The 15,491-nt window shown below is 64.4% G+C and carries 15 protein-coding genes and 1 other RNA gene; 4 read left to right on the forward strand and 12 right to left on the reverse strand.

Going from position 1 to position 15,491, the window contains the following annotated elements; all coding sequences use genetic code 11:
• Positions 1–2: 2 nt before the first annotated feature.
• The 3 genes from ftsL to mraZ are packed head-to-tail and all read right to left on the reverse strand — an operon-like array spanning position 3 to position 1,752.
• Positions 3–308, reverse strand: coding sequence for a cell division protein FtsL (gene ftsL, locus HNP55_RS18955; RefSeq protein WP_184303020.1), 306 nt, complete (start codon positions 306–308; stop codon positions 3–5).
• A gap of 5 nt (positions 309–313) precedes the next feature.
• Positions 314–1,324, reverse strand: a complete 1,011-nt coding sequence (rsmH, locus tag HNP55_RS18960) for a 16S rRNA (cytosine(1402)-N(4))-methyltransferase RsmH (protein ID WP_184303023.1) — start codon at positions 1,322–1,324, stop codon at positions 314–316.
• The gene (mraZ, locus tag HNP55_RS18965; protein WP_184303242.1) at positions 1,324–1,752 is read right to left on the reverse strand and encodes a division/cell wall cluster transcriptional repressor MraZ; all 429 of its coding nucleotides are present in this window, start codon (positions 1,750–1,752) and stop codon (positions 1,324–1,326) included. The genes rsmH and mraZ overlap by 1 nt, the downstream gene beginning before the upstream one ends.
• A gap of 347 nt (positions 1,753–2,099) precedes the next feature.
• Here mraZ and HNP55_RS18970 point away from each other — a divergent pair, with 347 nt between their 5' ends.
• Positions 2,100–4,412 carry an ATP-binding protein gene (locus HNP55_RS18970; protein ID WP_184303026.1) on the forward strand — a complete coding sequence of 771 codons (2,313 nt, stop codon included), beginning with the start codon at positions 2,100–2,102 and terminating at the stop codon, positions 4,410–4,412.
• Here HNP55_RS18970 and HNP55_RS18975 read toward each other — a convergent pair whose 3' ends face one another.
• From HNP55_RS18975 to rnpB, 3 genes are all read right to left on the reverse strand, one after another.
• Positions 4,413–5,366 carry a carbonic anhydrase gene (locus tag HNP55_RS18975; protein ID WP_184303029.1) on the reverse strand — a complete coding sequence of 318 codons (954 nt, stop codon included), beginning with the start codon at positions 5,364–5,366 and terminating at the stop codon, positions 4,413–4,415. It lies immediately after the preceding gene.
• A gap of 181 nt (positions 5,367–5,547) precedes the next feature.
• Positions 5,548–6,753 (reverse strand): multidrug effflux MFS transporter, encoded by a 1,206-nt coding sequence (locus HNP55_RS18980; protein WP_184303031.1) that lies wholly within the window; start codon positions 6,751–6,753, stop codon positions 5,548–5,550.
• A gap of 83 nt (positions 6,754–6,836) precedes the next feature.
• Positions 6,837–7,209: RNase P RNA component class A (rnpB, locus tag HNP55_RS18985), an RNA gene on the reverse strand.
• Positions 7,210–7,232: 23 nt separating this feature from the next.
• Between rnpB and alkB the strand changes: the two genes are divergently transcribed.
• Positions 7,233–7,871 (forward strand): DNA oxidative demethylase AlkB, encoded by a 639-nt coding sequence (gene alkB / locus HNP55_RS18990; RefSeq protein WP_184303034.1) that lies wholly within the window; start codon positions 7,233–7,235, stop codon positions 7,869–7,871.
• Here alkB and HNP55_RS18995 read toward each other — a convergent pair.
• From HNP55_RS18995 to HNP55_RS19005, 3 genes are all read right to left on the reverse strand, one after another.
• Positions 7,868–8,749, reverse strand: a complete 882-nt coding sequence (locus HNP55_RS18995; RefSeq protein WP_221439682.1) for a DUF2145 domain-containing protein — start codon at positions 8,747–8,749, stop codon at positions 7,868–7,870. The two genes, alkB and HNP55_RS18995, sit on opposite strands and share 4 nt — an antisense overlap.
• Positions 8,746–9,225, reverse strand: coding sequence for a hypothetical protein (locus HNP55_RS19000; RefSeq protein ID WP_184303037.1), 480 nt, complete (start codon positions 9,223–9,225; stop codon positions 8,746–8,748). Before HNP55_RS19000 ends, HNP55_RS18995 begins: the two co-directional genes overlap by 4 nt.
• A gap of 62 nt (positions 9,226–9,287) precedes the next feature.
• Positions 9,288–9,455, reverse strand: coding sequence for a DUF3149 domain-containing protein (locus HNP55_RS19005; protein WP_184303041.1), 168 nt, complete (start codon positions 9,453–9,455; stop codon positions 9,288–9,290).
• Between the two features lie 314 nt (positions 9,456–9,769).
• Here HNP55_RS19005 and HNP55_RS19010 point away from each other — a divergent pair, with 314 nt between their 5' ends.
• Together HNP55_RS19010 and HNP55_RS19015 are read left to right on the forward strand one after the other, a co-directional pair.
• Positions 9,770–10,324: an outer membrane beta-barrel protein gene (locus HNP55_RS19010; RefSeq protein ID WP_184303044.1), complete on the forward strand. Its 555-nt coding sequence runs from the start codon at positions 9,770–9,772 to the stop codon at positions 10,322–10,324.
• A 146-nt stretch (positions 10,325–10,470) separates the two neighbouring features.
• Positions 10,471–10,626, forward strand: a complete 156-nt coding sequence (locus tag HNP55_RS19015; RefSeq protein ID WP_184303046.1) for a hypothetical protein — start codon at positions 10,471–10,473, stop codon at positions 10,624–10,626.
• A gap of 21 nt (positions 10,627–10,647) precedes the next feature.
• On the opposite strand, the gene HNP55_RS19020 is transcribed toward HNP55_RS19015, so the two are convergent.
• The 3 genes from HNP55_RS19020 to HNP55_RS19030 all read right to left on the reverse strand — a co-directional run bounded on the left by HNP55_RS19020 (position 10,648) and on the right by HNP55_RS19030 (position 15,435).
• Complete coding sequence (locus tag HNP55_RS19020; protein WP_184303049.1) at positions 10,648–12,822, reverse strand: prolyl oligopeptidase family serine peptidase; 2,175 nt, start codon at positions 12,820–12,822, stop codon at positions 10,648–10,650.
• Positions 12,823–12,955: 133 nt separating this feature from the next.
• Positions 12,956–14,401, reverse strand: a complete 1,446-nt coding sequence (locus HNP55_RS19025; protein ID WP_184303052.1) for a porin family protein — start codon at positions 14,399–14,401, stop codon at positions 12,956–12,958.
• A 149-nt stretch (positions 14,402–14,550) separates the two neighbouring features.
• Complete coding sequence (locus HNP55_RS19030; RefSeq protein WP_184303055.1) at positions 14,551–15,435, reverse strand: Slam-dependent surface lipoprotein; 885 nt, start codon at positions 15,433–15,435, stop codon at positions 14,551–14,553.
• Between the last annotated feature and the right edge of the window lie 56 nt (positions 15,436–15,491).

Genomic DNA, 15,491 nt, shown 5'->3' on the forward strand with positions numbered 1-15,491 from the left:
CTTCAAGACTTGGCTCCCGAGGCAGCATCGTGAGCGGCCTTGGCCGCCTGATCCTTCACTTCCTGCGTCACCGCCGGGCTGATGGCGCGCATATGCAGGCGCTCACGCGCCACCTGCTCGACCCGCAGATTGGTGGCCTGGGCATGGCGCTCGGCCTGCAGGCGCTGGCTGTCGGCCTCCAGACGGCGACCTTCCGCCTGCGCGCGATCGAGCTCGGTGAACAGCCGACGTGCCTCGTAGGCGCTGCGCACCAAGGTCACGCCGCTCAGCAGAACGGCGATCAGCAGAAGGAAGTTGAGCCGGCTCATGGCACTCAGGACGCCTCGTCCCGGCCCTCGCCGCGGGCGGCGCGGCGACGTTTGTGGTGTTCCACCGGCAGCGGCGTGGCGGTGCGCTGGGCAATGCGCAGCACGGCCGAGCGGGCGCGCGGGTTGGCCGCCACCTCGGCCTCGCTGGGCTTGATGCGGGCCACCGCCTCCAGGGCCAGGGGCTTGGGCTCGGCAAACAGGGCGCGGCGATCCACCACCTGCTTGCTATGACCGGCCATGAAGTTCTTGACGATGCGGTCTTCCAGCGAGTGGAAGCTGATGATGGCCATGCGGCCGCCCGGCGCCAACAAGGCCAGGGCCGCGTTCAAGCCGCGCTCTAGTTCTTCAAGCTCCCCGTTGACGTGAATCCGAAGAGCTTGAAAGGTGCGCGTTGCGGGGTTTTGTCCCGCTTCCCGGGTCTTGACCGCACGAGCCACGACCTCGGACAGCTCGTCGGTGCTTCTAACGGGATGCCCGCTTGTCCGGCGAGCAATAAGCGCCTTTGCAATCTGAACAGCAAACCGTTCTTCCCCATAGTCGCGTATGACCTCCGCAATCTGGCGCTCATCGGCGCGGGCCAGGAAATCCGCGGCACTTTCACCACGGCTTGTGTCCATACGCATGTCCAGCGGGCCGTTGAAACGGAAGCTGAAGCCACGCTCAGGGTTGTCGATCTGCGGGCTGGACACGCCGATGTCCAGCAAAATGCCTTGCACCTGCTCCAGGCCGCGCTCGCGCAATTGCTCGCGCATATCGGCGAAGGCGGCATGGATGATGGAAAAACGCGGATCCGTGATCCGCGTCTCGCCCGTCGTGGCCGCAGCGATCGCCTCCAGATCGCGGTCGATGGCGATCAACCGCCCCTGAGGCGATAGCTTGGACAGCAGCAGGCGCGAATGGCCGCCGCGGCCGAAAGTGCCGTCGACATAGATGCCGTCCGGCGAGGTCAGCACCTGCTCCACCGTCTCGTGCAGCAGCACGGTGGTGTGCGAAAAAGAGGGAGGGCTTGTTTCCATCAGAAGCTGAAATCCTTGAGGGCGTCGGGCAGTTCGGACTGCATGACTTGCGCTTCATGTTTGGCATAGGAGGGGGCGTCCCACAGCTCGAAGTGGCTGCCCATGCCCAGCAGCATCACCTCGCGCTCCAGCCCGGCCGCCGCACGCAGCTCGGGCGAGATCAGCAGGCGCGCGGCGCTGTCGATCTCCACGTCCATGGCATTGCCCAGAAAGACCCGCTTCCAGCCGGCCGCCGACATGGGCAGGGCGGCAATGCGGTCGCGGAAGGCTTCCCAGGCCGGGCGCGGGAACACCATCAAGCAGCCCTCGGGGTGGCGGGTCACGGTCAGCTGGCCGGCGCACAGGGCCTGCAAGACCTCGCGGTGGCGTGTCGGGACGGCAAAACGCCCCTTGGCATCCATTGCCAAGGAGGAAGCCCCCTGAAACACAAAATTCGCCACGGCGACCCACCAAAGTACACTTCTTCCCACTTTACTTAGCGAACTTCGGCAGGTCAAGCCAATTCGTAAAAAGTTCCAATGAAATCAAGCACTTAGGTACATATCCTCACAAGGCCTCGAAACTGAAATTCGTTCAAAATTAAGGACTTGCATAACTGTCTGCAAGTGCTAGATGAACTTATTTCAAATACGGCCTGTCACGATTTCGGGCTACAGACCCAGGCCAAGCGGCCGATTCTCAAGAAACCCCAGGACTCGAGTCCGCGCAAGCGCTCGATCCGCCCATCCATTCCGGGCCCCTGACCGTCCGGCGGCATGAACCGATAGAGGCGTTTTTGAGCAGCAAAGCAGCCAGTTCCCTGTTCTATGCCATCGCCCTGGGCGCCAGCATCGGCCTGCTACTCCCGGCGCTGATGGTAGGAGGCTGGCTGATAGGCCTGCGCGAACCCCAGGTGGCCAGCCAGGAGCAGCAGCGCGGGCTGGAGAACAAGCTGGACGTGTTGACCAGCAGCCTGCCCGAGCTGCTGTGGAATCTGGACACCGTCGCCGCCCGCGAGGTGGTGGCTGCGGTGATGAAATCGCCCGATGTGCTGCGGGTCAGGGTCCGCGACGCCTCGCAGGAAGCGCCCTTCATCGAAATGAGCGAACCGGAACGCCAGCAAGGCCGCCGGCTGCTGGGCGAGCGCGATATCGTGCGCGGCCACAACCGTATCGGCCACATCCAGATCGAGTTGGACGACCACCTCAGTCGCGCCGCCCTCTCCCGCCAGCGCTGGCTTTACGGCGCCACCGTGGGCGGCCAGTTGCTGGTCTCCCTGGGCCTGATCCTGGCCCTGCTCAACACCCGTGTGATGCGCCCCCTGCGCGAGCTGGGCGCTTTTGCCAACGATCTGGCCGAGGGCCGCTTCGGCGCCCGGCTGAACAGCCAGCGCACCGACGAGATCGGCCTGCTGGGCACCCATCTGGACCATATGCGCCACGCCCTGCATGAGCAGTTCGGTGCGCAGCGCGCCCTGCTGGAGCGCATGCGTGGCATTGCCAAAACCGTGCCCGGCGTGGTCTACCAACTGCGCAAGGACGCCGACGGCCACTACCAGTTCGCCTATGTCAGCGAGGCGGTGAAGGACTTCTTCCAGCTCAGCGCTGCCGAACTGGGCGAGAGTGCAAACGCCTGGTTTGAGCAGATCGATCCGGCCGACCAGGCGGCGGTGCGCCAAAGCCTGAAGGAGTCGGCCCGCCAACTCAAGCCCTGGCAGCAGGAGTTCCGGACCCGCCGCCCCGACGGCAGCGAACGCTGGCTCTACGGCAACGCCATCGCCCAGGCCGAGGAAGGCGGCTCGGTGCTGTGGCATGGCTTCCTCACCGACATCTCCAGCCAACGCCTGGACGCCCTGGAGTTGATGCGTTACCGTCACCACCTGGAAGAGTTGGTGGAGGCCCGCACCGCCGAACTGGCCGAGGCCAGCCAGGCCGCCCAAGCCGCCAATCTGGCCAAAAGCGCCTTCCTGGCCAATATGAGCCATGAAATCCGCACCCCCATGAATGCCATCATCGGCATGACCTATCTGGTACAAAGCGATGCGCAGGAACCCAAGCAGCAGGAGAGGCTGCAAAAGGTCGCCGACGCCGCCGAGCATCTGCTGGGCGTGATCAACAATGTCTTGGATCTCTCCAAAATCGAGGCCGGAAAACTGCAGCTCCTACACACCGAATTCACCGTCACGCAAGTGCTGGACAAGGTCTACGGCATGCTGGCCCAGCGGGCCGTCGAAAAGCGGCTTGGCTTCAAGCTTGAGATCGAAGACCGCCTGAACCAGCAGCAGTTGCTGGGCGACCCGCAGCGCATCGCCGAAATCTTGCTGAACTTTGCCGGCAACGCCATCAAGTTCACCGAGCAGGGCGAAGTCCGCATGGCCGTCCGCATCCTGACGGACGAGGGCAAGCAGCTGCAGCTCCGCTTCGAGGTCGTCGATACCGGCATCGGCATCGACGACAGGGATCAGCAACGCCTATTCCAGGACTTCGAACAGGCCGACAGCTCCCCCACCCGCCGCTACGGCGGCACGGGCCTGGGCCTGTCCATCTGCCGCCGACTGGCCGATCTGATGGGCGGCCAGGTAGGCGTGGCAAGCCGCCCCGGCCAGGGCAGCCGCTTCTGGCTCCAGCTCGGCCTGACCAAGAGCAGCGGCTTTGTGCTCGGCCCGCCGCCAGCCGCGCCGCGCCGCAACCATGCCGCCAGAGACCGGCTGGCCGAGTTCAGCGGCCGCCGCGTACTGCTGGCCGAAGACAATATGGTCAATCAGGAAGTCGCCATCGCCTTGCTGGGCAGCGCCGGTCTGGCCGTCGACGTGGCCCCCGACGGCCAGGCCGCGCTGGACATGATGAGCGACCCGGCCAAGGACTACGCCCTGATCTTGATGGATGTGCAAATGCCCATCATGGACGGGCTGGAAGCCACCCGCGCCATCCGCCGCCTGGAGCGCGGCCGCAACATCCCCATCCTGGCCATGACGGCCAATGCCTTTGCCGAGGAGCGCCAGCGCTGCCTGGATGCGGGCATGAACGACCATGTCGCCAAGCCGGTGGTGGCCGAACAGCTGTTCGGCACCTTGCATCTGTGGTTGAGCCGCGGCGTCGTGGCGAGCTGATCAGGGCGCCGAGGACTCCTTGATCAAGCGGCCCGAGCCGCTCTGGATGGGCCGCGCATTCATGGGGTAGAGGCGCGAGAAGATGGAGATCTGGTTCATGGACAGCTGCACCGGCTGGCGCAGCACCATCCACAGCACGCCCTCGGAACAGGGTGGCGTGGTCAGCGAGCCCATATAGGTGTAGTAGGCGCGGTCCTCGGGCAGCAGCTGGTTCAGATCGATGCTGACCTGGGCCGGCAAGGCCTCCATCTTCTCCAGCGGCAGATTGTTCCAGATGGTCTGGATTAGGGGTTGATCGCGGCCGCGCTCCAGCAGCACGGCCACCACGGCCAGCTTGCCGTCGGCGTCCTTGTGCACCAGATGGGCCACCATATCGAACTGGCGGCCATTGATGCGCTCCTCGCTGGGCCGGTGGAAGTGGAACTGCAGCAGCTCGAAGCGCCGACCCATGATTTGCAAGGAATTGCCCGGCGCCACATTGACCTGCACGGTGTGGCCGTTGTCCAGCACCGCGAAGCCGCTGGGGCGGTAGTCGAACTGGATCTTCTCCAGATCCACCTTGATGCCTTCACGGATGTCGATGGGGCTCTGGCGGGTGCCGATGGCACAGGTGGAAAACTCGGGGTTCAAGGCCGCCCAGCGCTCGGGCGCGCCCTCGCCGGTATAGCCCCAGTGCACATGGGGCGCGCCGCCATGGGTCTCGGCCTTGGCGGGCTCGCTCCTGGCCTTGCCCTTGGCGGCCTTGCCATGCTCCTCGGCCGCGGCCGGCTTGCCCGCCACCTTGAGTGAGCCCGTGGCGGATTTGTTGCTGAGCCGCTCGGCCAGGCGCTGGCGCAAGACCTCCAACGATTCCTCCGACTTGCCGGCGTCGCCGTGCTGCGCCTGGGCCGCGGACAGACCCAACACCCCGGCCAGCAGACCGGCCATGACTTTTGAAAATTGATTGCGATGCATGGATAAAGACTCCCGGCCCGATCAGGCCTAGCGTCTTTTCATCGGTCATTCGGGCGCGGGCTTGAGCCCCGCCGCCTGTACGGTTTTGCATTCGAGCGCAGAACAAGGCGGCTTGCCGCAGACAGTGCTGCAGCACGGCAAGGCAAGCCAAGGAAGTTATGCGTTTGAAGGCAAAACCGTATCAAGCCATCTCGCGCTTGACGATGGTCCAGGACAGCAGGCCTATGCCCATCAAACCCATGGAGGTAAAGGCCAGGGCCACGGTGGAGTGCATCACCAGGGGCACGACCAGGCCGGCCACCAGGCCGTTGGCCGCACTGCCTATGCAGGCCTGCAGGCTGGAGGCCAGGCCGCGGCGCTCGGGCACCTCGTCCAGCACCAGCAGGGTCACCACCGGCACCATCAGGGCCCAGCCAAAGGCAAAGGCCGAGATCACCGGCAGGGCCCAGAAGGGATTGGGTGGCAGCAGCAGATTGAGCATTACGTTAAGCAGCGAGACCACGCCCATGATCACGAAACCGTAGCGGATCTGCTTGCGCGGCCTCACCTTGCCCGCCAGGCGGCCGCTGAGCCAGGCCCCGCCCATGATGCCGCCGATGGAGAAGCAGAAGAACCAGAAGAACTGCGTCGGTGCCAGCCCCAGATGCTCACCCACAAACACCGGCGCCGACAGCACGTACAAAAACATGCCGTTGAAGGGGATGCCGCTGGCCAGGGCCAAGAGGATGAAGCGAGGGCTGGTGCACAGCCGCCCGTACTCGCGCAGCAACTGGCCGACATGGAAGGGCTGTTTGGCCTCCTCGTGCAGGGTCTCGGGCAACAGGCGCCAGTTGGCGATGAAGAGGCTGGCGCCTATCAGCACCAGGAACCAGAAGATGCTGTGCCAGTCGGAATGCACGAACAGAAAACCGCCAATCATCGGAGCGATAGCCGGTGCCACGCCGAAGAAGATGGTGACCTGGGACATCACCCGCTGCGCCTCCGAGGGTGCAAACATATCGCGGATGATGGCGCGCGAAACCACGATGCCCGCCCCCGCCGACATGCCCTGCACCGTGCGCCAGAACACCAGCTGGCCGATGCTGCCCGCCAGCGCACAGCCCACCGAGGCCAGGGTGAAGGCGGCCATGCCCCACAAGACCACCGGCCGGCGGCCGAAGCTATCCGACAAGGCGCCATGGAACAGATTCATGACGGCGAAACCCAGCAGATAGCTGGACAGGGTCTGCTGCATCTCCACCGGCGTGGCATTGAGCGCCGTGGCAATGCCGGCGAAGGCCGGCAGATAGGTGTCGATGGAGAAGGGGCCAATCATGCCCAGGGCCGCCAGCAAGACGGCCAGGGCCCAACGCGGCGCGCGCCACAGGGTGCTGGCTTGGGGATTCATAAGGGAGTGTGGGAAAGCGGGTGGCGTGCCAGAAGCACAGCGAGCCAGTGTAGCGGTGGCCCCGACACGCCGCGGGGGGAAAAGTGTGAAGCAAGCCGATAGGCCGGATTCTGTGCAGCACAGCCCTCTTGCGAGGACCGCGCCGTGACCGCCATTCCTCTTGGCCGGGCATCGCTGCCCGGCTCGGTGCCACCTACCCGCCAGCTCTGCGAGCCGCATCAATACTGGCCTACTTGGTGTTGCTGCGCGTAGAGATTGCCCGTTTCACCCGACCCTGGAGGCTGCGCTTCCAGTCCCGCAAGGCTTGCGCCCCGCACGTTTGATCGACTCGTCTCTGTTGCTCTGATCCTCGGCTCACGCCGGACAGCCGTTAGCTGCTACGCCGCTCTTTGCAGTCCGGACCTTCCTCCAGTGCCATGTTTCCATGCTTGCACCAGCGGCGGTCTGGCTTGCTTCACGGGGCGCATTATCCTTGATTCATGAACGCATCTCTTTTCGATGAGCCCGCCGAGCAAGCCATCGCCCCCGGCGCCGTCCTGCTGCGCGGCTTTGCCCTGGCCGCCAGCGCCGACTTGCAGGCCGGCGTGGCCGAGGTGCTGGCGCAAGCGCCGCTGCGCCAAATGCTGACGCCGGGCGGCAAGGCCATGGCGGTGTGGATGACGAATTGCGGGCCGCTAGGCTGGGTGTCGGACCGGCGCGGCTACCGCTATCAATCGACGGACCCGCTGAGCACCCAACCCTGGCCCGCCCTGCCGCCAGCCTTTGCCCGGCTGGCCACTGATGCCGCCAAGCAAGCCGCTTATGCCCACTTCAAACCCGACGCCTGCCTGATCAACCGCTATCTGCCCGGCACCCGCCTGAGCCTGCACCAGGACAGGGACGAGCAGGACTTTGAGCATCCCATCGTCTCGGTCTCGCTAGGCCTGCCGGCCGTGTTTCTGTTCGGCGGCCTGAGCCGTGGCGACAAGACCCAGAGGCTGGCCTTGCAGCATGGCGATGTGCTGGTCTGGGGTGGGCCGGCGCGGCTGCGCTTTCACGGCGTCATGCCGCTGGCGGCTGGCCGGCATGCGGAGCTGGGCGAGCAGCGCATCAATCTGACCTTTCGCAAGGCGGCTTAGAGGTCCAGCACCAGATCATCGGCCCCGGCCACGCAGCCCGCCGCAATGGGCTCCCAGCCGCGCCGCAGCACCACCCGGTTCTCGGTATGGCAAAGCTCCACCCGCTGGCTGCCGGGCCATTGCGCCCGCACAAAGGCCTCCAGAGAGGCCGGCATGCTGACCCGGTAGCGCAGATCGGCCAGGTCTTGCTCGGGGTGGTCCTCGCTATGGACCCAGGGGATGAAGGCCCCCAGCCACTGCAGCGGGCGCCAGCCCAGCGCCATCGTGGTGGGTCGGTAGTCCTGCGCCTGCAGCCAGGCCTGGGCCTGGGCGCGGTCATTGACGCCCTCACCCCAGGCGGCCGCCAGCATCTCCGCCACCCATTGATTGCAGTTCTGGTACTGCAGGCCGAAGGCATAGGCATTGGCGCTGTAGCGCGGGTTCAGCAACTGCAGGGCCAGGCCCTTGTCCAGGGCTGCACGCTCCAGCCGGGCCGAGGCCTCGGGCGGCAAGAACAGCAAGGAGATATAGCCCAGCCTGGGGTCGTCGCCGCCCAGCACAAAGCCGGCCATGCCCTGGTCAAAAATGCGCGGCCGGCCTTCATCGCAGGCGAAGTAGAGCTGGCGCACCGACCAGGGCGTGTTCTCGCTCTCGCGCAGGCTCAAGCCCGCATGCGAGTAGCGCTGATCAAAGCGGGCCAGATCCAGGCCTGAACGCGCCACCAGGGCCAGGCCGCGGCCCGACTGGTTCAGCTCGTTCTTGACGATCTCGGCAAAGCGCAGCAGCTTGTGCTGCGAGGCCGCGTCGGCCGGCGCGGGGCGGTCACAGTAGCCGGTGCTGGAGGCCTGGGCCGCCGTCCCCAGCAGCAGGCAGCCCGCGGCAAGCAGGCTGCGGATCAAAGCACGAGGGGATTGCTGCGCAGCTCCTTGAACCACTCATCACGCAGCACCAGGAAGAAGGCCTGCTTGCTCTGCGCCACGGCGAACTCCAGGCCGTAAGCGTGCTCACGCGCCGTCACCGTACCGCCCACGGCCAGATTCGTCTTGGCCAGGGTGGTGGCGGGCAGCAGCAGCTGGAAGGCCTCGGCCGGCTGGCCGGCGGGCGTGGCAGCGGCCTGCAGGGTCAGCTGAGCCATGCCGGGCTTGCCGGGCACGGCGGCCATATCGATGATTTTGTAGTCACCGGCGGCCACTTTCTTGTCGCCGGTCGAGCTCTTGCTGGAGCCCTGGATGGAATCCGACAAGCTGCCCACCGAGGTGGAGACGCTGTCCGACACCGAAGAGGTGGCCGAGCTGGCCGCCCAGCCGGGCGTGGCGGCCAGAGCCAGCCAGCAGGCCGCGGCCAGGGGAGCGAGAGTCTTGTGAAGCTGAGGCATGATGGAAAAGCCGTCCTGTCGAACCGATGAGTCCGGCATATTAGCCTGTGCCTCGGCGCGACTCAGGACTTGCGTGCCGCCTCGGCCAGCGCTGCGGCCCGCTCTCCATCTTCCTTGATGTGCTTCAGAAAATAGCGCAGATAAAAAGCGCCCATGCCCAGCATGATGCTGAGGCCGATCACGCTCATCAGACCGACATCGGTCGAGAACAAAACATGCCAAGCCGTCATCGTTTTCTCCTGTACTCACCCCTCCCAAGGGGTTGAGGAAATTAGGCGCCTGACGGACCTGGCAACGCTTGATCTGCCGCAAACAGCGAGAACTCTGTCGATGAAGATTGGCCACCCGGCATCGGCTCAGTTACCGGTGCCCGCCGCCCGCACTCAAGCGGCAAACGGGTCCATTGATTGCCTTACTATCAAATTCGTCAAAGTTCACCTACCCCTATCTTTTCCGCTGTTTTTTCGTCACTGCACAAACGTGCGCCCCCGACAAATGTCATAGGATTTCTTCAGGTCCTTCCATAAATCGTCAACTGGAAATCATGAAAAAAATCGCGTTCTCAATCCTTGTCCTGGGCGCTTTGGCATCCAGCCAGGTCATGGCCCAAGCCTATGTTGCAGCGGGTGTCGGCTCCGGGCATAGCGAGCTGGACTGTGCCGGCACCACGTCTTGCAACAATAACGGCACCAGCTTTCGCGTGCTGGGTGGCTATAAGTTCAATGACACTTTTGCCGCAGAACTGGGCTATCTGAGCTTCGGCGAGGCCAAGGCAAGTGTGTCTGGCGTTGACCTGAAGCTGACGCCGAAAGCGGTCACTCTGGGCGTCGCGGCCCGGTTCCCCTTTGCCACCGACTGGGGCTTCACCGCCCGGCTGGGGGTTGCCAATGTCAAAACCGATGTATCCGGCGTGGTGGCAGGCCTGGGCAACGCAAATCTGTCCGACTCCAAAGTCGCGGCGCATTCCGGCCTGGGGCTGGACTATGCGCTGAGCAGTTCGCTGAAGCTTGAGCTGACGGCCGACTTCAGCCGCGCCACCTTCCGTGATGGCGACTTCAGCGTGCGGGCCGTGAACCTGGGACTGAGCTACCACTTCTGATGCGCTTGAATTAAGCCCGCCAAAAGCCCGTCCGCATCTCAATCGGACGGGCTTTTTTTCCAAGGGAATCAAGATTGGCGAGCCAACAGCATCAAGGACCAAACCCCATGAATTTTCCCACCCCCTGAACCTGATCGGCCGCACGCATGTCACCGTACTCAGTTGCGGCTCGGCGGGAATTTGAGTTAGATCGTGTAGGCGCCGGGCGTGGCACCATGGCCGGCCTGATCGCCGGCGACCTGGGCTCGGCGACGACGAACTGCCTGGCGCGCACCATCCACCTGGCCAATCGACTCGGCTGAAACAAAACGGGGCTGGCCGAGTCAGCGCTTGGGCGCAAAGCCCGCCTCGCCAAACTGCCAGAGGAAGAAGCTCCACACATCGGCGGTTTCGTCCAGGCGCTGCGACACGCCCGAACCCATGCCGTGGCCGGCCTCGAAGTCCACCCGCAAGATGGCGGGCTTGCCCCGGGCCAGGCCGTCCGGATTGGCGGCTTGCAGGCGGGCCGCCAGCTTGGCCGGGATCCAGGCCTCCACCCGCGGGTCGTTGGCGCCGGTGGTGACGATGACGGCCGGGTAGGCTCGCCCCTCCTGCACCCGGTGGTAGGGGCTCAAGGCATACATGCTCTTGAAATGCGCCGGATTGGCGACGGTACCGAACTCGGCCACATTGGGTGCGCCGTTAGGTGTCGTCTCCATGCGCAACATGTCGGACAGGCCGACCGCGCTCTGCGCCGCGGCCAACAAATCCGGCCGCTGGGTGATGGTGCCGCCGATGGTGATGCCGCCGGCGCTGCCGCCAGTGCCGGCCAGCTTGGCCGGCGAGGTGTATTTATTGGCGATCAGCCATTCCGCGCAGGCGATGAAGTCAGCCACCGTGTTCTGCTTGTTCAGGATATGGGCACCCTGGTGCCATTCCTCGCCTAACTCACCACCCCCTCGCACATGGCAGGTGGCCAGCACGCCGCCACGCTCGGTCCAGGCCAGGCGGGTGGCGGCAAAGCGCGGCTCCAGCGTGATGCCGTAAGCGCCGTAACCGGTCAGTATGGTGGGGCGCTGGCCGTCCAGGGCCGCAGCCTTGGGCGCCACGATGGAGAGCGGCACCATCACCCCGTCATGGCTCTTGACCATGACCCGGCGCGCCTCCACGCCCGAAGTATCCACAGCCACCGGCTTCTGGATGGACAGCTGGCGCGGCGCCTCGCCCGGCTTGCGCGGAGCTATCAGCAGGCTTTGCGGCGCCTGCGTCCAGCCCTCCAGCAACACCAGCAACTTGCCGTCCTTCAAGGCGTTGACGCTGCGCAGCGTACCCTCGAAAGGCAGGGCCACGGTGCTGATGGCGCCGCTCTTGCGCTCCACCCGCCAGAGCTTGCTAACGCCTGCGTCCAGCGCCTTCACATAGACCGCGTCATCGCCCACCTCCAGGGTTTGCAAGACGCTGTCACCGGCCGGTAGCACGGCCTTGAATTTGGCCTGGGGTTTTGTCAGGTCCAGGCTCACCAACTGGCGGCGCGAGGCCGTCTTCTGCGTCAGGGCATAGAGCTTGTCGCCCGCCAGCGCGGCGTGGATGACGCGGTCCTGCGGGCCAATCACCCGGCGCCAGGGCGTGGCCGCCCCCTTCAATTGCTTGAGCGGGGCGACCCAGAAGGAATGGTCCACCGCGTCGCCATGCAGCACCTCGGCCAGGGCGAAGTGAGAGTCCTTGGACAGGCGCAGATAGGGCAGGTCAGGAATGGCGAACTTGTGCCTGGCGCTGACCTCCCATCCAAACACCGCCAGGTCCTTGGCCGCATCCTGCCCCAGCTTGTGCAGATAGACGGCGCTCTTGTTGTAGCGCTCGTCGGCGGGGTGGCGGTTGTAGGCAAAGCCCGAGGAGTCCGGCAACCAGGCCACGCCGCCTTCGTTCAAGCCAGTATGCGCAATGCTTTCACTCAGGAACTTGCCGCTGGCCACATCCAGCACCCGCAGCACGCTGTTCTCCGAGCCGCCCTTGGACAGGCCCAGCGCCAGCAACTTGCCATTGGGCGAGACGCTGTACCAGTCGATCGCATGCTTGCCCGGCTCGCCCGGCAGATTGTTCGGGTCCAGCAGCTCGCGCTCGGCCCCCTCCAGGCCCTCGCGCTGCCACAGCCGTGCCTGGTTCTGGCCCGGCGCGCGCTTCATATAAAAAAGCTTGCCCGCCACCACCTCATAGCCGCCGGTGCTCTCACCCGCGTCCGAGAGCTGACCCAGGCGCTCACGCAAGGCCGCACGGCCCGGCAGCTGGCCCAGCAGATCGGCGGCAAAAGCCGACTGCGTCTTCATCCAGCTCTGGAACTCCGGCGCCTTCATATCCTCCATCCAGCGATAGGGATCGACCACGACCGTGCCGTGGTAGTTGTCGCTGACCGGTTTTTGCGGGGTGGGCGGGTAGGTGGCCTGGGCAAAAGCAGATTGGGCCAGGGTGGTAACCAAGGCCAGACCGAAAGAGGCTGCAGAGCGCTTCAAACGTGGATTCATGGTTTGAGTTCCGTTCAAGACGAAGAAGCAAGCGCCAAGCGGATGGCCCGCGCGCTTGGGGTTGGGGCTTGCATCTTAAGCACGCGGCTGAGTTAGCCGCCACCGTTCCGCGGCTGCGCCGCAGACCCTGAGCTCAGAAACTTCTGCGCCAAATCTGACTCAACTCGGTCTGCCTGTAGCCGAATGCCCAGTTCAGATTGCTGCGATTGACGCTGTGACGCAGGCGCAGCTCCGGCGTCAGGCCGGCGAAGGACCAACCGATTGCCCCCATATTGAGGAGGTAGACCTGCTGCTGGTCGTGCCTTCGCGCGCCCAGAAAACCATCGAAGCCATCGTTGCGGCTATGGCGGTAAATCGCGGTGGCGTTGACAAATATGCCCGCATTGCCGGCAAAGTCGTGATAGACGCCACCGCGCAAGGCCCAGTCTTTGCTGCTGGCTTGCGCCACGGCATGACGCTTGCGCGTCAGATCCAGCCCGCCGTACAAGCTGGTACTGTTGTTGGGCGAATAGGAGGCGAACAGCCCCCACTGATACTGCCGGTAGTCGGCGCCGCTGCCTGGCCCCTTGGCGCTGTAGTTATAGCGCTTGGCATCCAGATTGCTGCCGAGCTGCCACTGGCGATTCAACCCATGCCGCCACTCCAGTTGCAGGCCCTGGGCCAGATAGTCGCTGTGGCGATTGCGGTAGTAATGCTCCACATAAGGCGCGAGCGACACGCTGTTGCGGATGTCCAGGTATTGGTAGCCCAGTTGCAGCTGGGCAAGATGGTTGCTGTAGTCCCTGATACTGGCAGAATCGGCAGGGTTGTTGCGCGGGTAGTACTGGCCGTAGCTCATCGGCCTGATCAGCAAATTGTGGTTCGCGCCCAGGTTGACGCGCCGCTGCAAAGCCAGCTCGTAGCTGAGCAATCCCGAGCCCAGAGCTGCGGGCATTTGCCGGTCAAACACGCAGTAGTCCGCCAGGTATTGCAGGCAGGTGGTCTGACCATTGCCCTGGTTGATATTGTCGTTATGCCCCAGACCCAGGGCCGCACTGCCCTGCCACTGGGCACGCCCATCCAGGGCCTGGCGATACTGCTGCACCAGCGTCTGCACCTGCGCTGGCAGGCCCGCCTCGAGCACCTGGGCAAAGCCCTCGGTCGCCTGTCTGTCTTGATGGTTCTCGAACCACAGCCGCGCCAGCTCCAGGCGTATGCGCGCATCTTGCGGCTCCTGCTCGCTGGCCTGCTGCATGGCGCGCAGCGCCAGCGGGTAGTCGCCCTGGTAACGCGCCAGCAAGCCCTGCGCCATCGCCGCCAAGGCCGGCCTGTGGCCGGGCAGCAGGCGGTAGCGGGCCATGAAACTGGGCAGCTGGCCCCACTGGCTGCTGTTGATGGCGATATAGATGGCCGCCTCCAGCGAGTCCAGGCGATCCGGCACCTGGTAAACCTGCCCTTGGTATTGCAAGGTGCCTGCCTGGGGCAGCGGCGGCTCTTGAGCCTGAGCTTTCTGCTCGGTGGCGCGCTGGGTTTGCTCCCGCAAGAAGCGGGTGTCATCACGGTCGGCCCTGGCGGCGGAAACGGCAAGGCTGACCAACAAGAGCCAGCCTACTTTCAGGCAAAAAGACATAGAAAATCAGGAAGAAAAAGTGCGCGGCAGCAAGAGCCGCGTGAGCCCAAGCCGGATTCATCGAACCAGCGCGCCGCAGCGGCCCTGGCCGCTGCGGCGCGCTCAGGCATCAGCCCGACTTAGCGCCGTGCGCCTCCAAAGGCAACGCCGTCTTTCGCGGCTGTGCCAGTCTTGTAGATGCCGGCAAGCGCATTGGCGTTGTTGTAGAACTGGCCAGAAATATTCTTGGTAGAGCCCAAGTTGTCAAACGTGCCATTCGCCTTGATGAGCACGTCATTGAAGGCCAGGGTCGAAGCGCCACGGGTCAGGCTGCCGGTCAGGATGTTCTTGTCGCCACCACCGCTTGCGTAACTGGCCGTGAGCACCCCGCTATAGACATTGGGGCTCTCCGGCTTGTGCTGGTGGATGCCGACCACCTTGTACTGGGCATTCACCAAGGTGGGCATGGACTTGGTGGGGTTCTCACCGCTGTACCAGGCCGTGCGCTCGGCACTGCCCATATTCAGATCGGTGCTGGCCACATCGGCAAAGTTCGCCCCCTTGGGCGACCATTCACCGAAGTAGACGGCAGAGCCTTGCACCTTGCCTATCACCAGGCCGCCGAAGTTGGGCATGAAGGGCAGGGGCGGCACAATCATCTGGCGTGCGCTATGGATGCTGGTGCTGGCGCCGTCATGGCTCACCTCGTTGTGCCACACCTGGGCGATTTTTTTGTCACCCAAGAGAATGCCGGCCAGGAAGTTGACATCGCGGCCCTTGATATAGCTCTTGCCATTGGCCTCCACGCCGCGAGCGATGGCCTTGCTGACCTGCAAGACCGGGCCGCCCGCCAGGTCGATCACGGTGGAAGTGTTGTTGAAGGACAGGCCGGCATTGGCCGAACCAAACAGGGTGGATTGACCTGGCTTCACCTTGGCCAGATCGGATGAATCGCCCTCCACGGTGGCTGCAAAGGTGCTAACTCCGGCGAAGGATAGGGCCACAGCCAGTACATGCTTCTTCATAAGTTCTTTCTTTGAAAGTTGACGGATGAATGCTCAAAAACTTGAGCACGGCTGGT

Source organism: Roseateles oligotrophus, from assembly GCF_014204525.1.
Lineage (GTDB): Bacteria > Pseudomonadota > Gammaproteobacteria > Burkholderiales > Burkholderiaceae_C > Paucibacter_A > Paucibacter_A oligotrophus_A.